Source organism: Pseudomonas sp. P5_A2_2, assembly GCF_054177685.1.
In genome coordinates, this window is sequence record NZ_JBGCUL010001092.1 from 1 (window position 1) to 1,423 (window position 1,423).

Here is a 1,423-nt window from a genome sequence, read left to right on the forward strand (position 1 = left end):
ATACAGCTCAGCGAACCGTTCCATGCGGGGGGCGAGCCACAACTGCGCAAAGGAGTTGTTGACGCTCAATTCAAGTACGCCTTGGGCGACCGAGCTGAAGATGTTGTTCATCCCTTGGTGCATATGCCAAAGGCCTTCCCGGACCACTGCCAAATACGCCCGCCCCGAAACGGTCAGCTGGATCGAACGTGTTTGCCTCAGGAATAGCGCCTTGCCAAGTTTGTGCTCGAGCAATTTTATCTGCTGGCTCACCGCCGACTGGCTCATGTTCAGCTCAATCGCCGCAGCCGAAAAGCTCAAATGTCGCCCCACTGATTCAAACGTCCGAAGCCAGTTGAGCTGAAGATTGGTCAACGACATCGCGACACCCCGGCATAAGCCCTACTTATAAATGACACTGGTATACATCGTTTGTAGTGCCATCTCAAGCGCCTTAGCATCGAATCCAGACGCCCGGAGCCCCGGCGAATCACGTCTCCAATAGACCCGTCAAAGGATCCCCCCGAGATGAAATCGGAAGCCAAAGTTTTAGTGATTGGTGGTGGTATTACTGGTGTGAGCACGCTTTACCATCTGGCCAAATCCGGCTGGACGGATGTCATGCTGGTGGAGAAGCTTGAACTGACATCTGGATCGACCTGGCACGCCGCGGGCAACCTTCCGTCGTTCAGCACCAGCCTGAACATCATGAAGCTTCAGAAAAACAGCATCGAGCTGTATCAACAGCTCGCGGAGCAGACGGGTCAATCGGTCGGTCATCACCAAACAGGTTCGATCCGGCTCGCGCATACCAAGGAACGTCTGGATGAGTTCAAGCGGGTCGCAGGCCTCGCTACACTTGCCGGTTTGCCTGGCGTCGAAGTTGTCGGCAGTGAGCGCCTGAAAGAACTGCATCCCTTCCTGGACACCACCGGATTGCTGGGTGGGCTTTGGGACCCGTATGACGGTCATATTGATCCGACCAGCGTGACCAATGCCATGGCCCAACTGGCACGTGGTTACGGCGCGACCATTGTTCGGCACAATCCGGTGACCGCGATTACTCAACTCGCCGACAAAAAATGGCAAGTGACGACCGAACAAGGCGTCATTCACGCAGACATTATCGTGAACGCCGCAGGTTTCAGAGCCAATGAAGTGGCCGCGATGATCGGCCATCAGTTCCCCATCTGTTCCCTGGAACATCAATATCTGGTCACTGACAATATTCCAGCCCTGGTGGACCGGCCCCAGCACCTTCCCCTGCTTCGCGATCCCGATATTTCCTACTACCTTCGCCAAGAGGGCAAGGGGCTGATCCTCGGCCCGTACGAGCGAGAGCCGGTGGCCTGGGCAGTCGATGGTGTTCCAGCAACGTTCGGTCAGGAACTGCTGCAACCGGAACTGAACCGTCTCGAAGAAATCATCGGCGCAGCGATGGAAC

Annotated in this window: 2 protein-coding genes; one reads left to right on the plus strand and one right to left on the minus strand. The window is 56.0% G+C overall.

Annotation, left to right across the window (positions count from 1 at the left end):
- Positions 1 to 360: LysR family transcriptional regulator (locus ACXRVY_RS29085; protein WP_458238967.1), on the minus strand; the 360-nt coding region annotated here is incomplete at its 3' end.
- Between the two features lie 147 nt (positions 361 to 507).
- On the opposite strand from ACXRVY_RS29085, the gene ACXRVY_RS29090 reads away from it, so the two are divergent.
- The coding region (locus ACXRVY_RS29090; RefSeq protein WP_458238968.1) for an NAD(P)/FAD-dependent oxidoreductase at positions 508 to 1,423 on the plus strand (916 nt) is incomplete at its 3' end.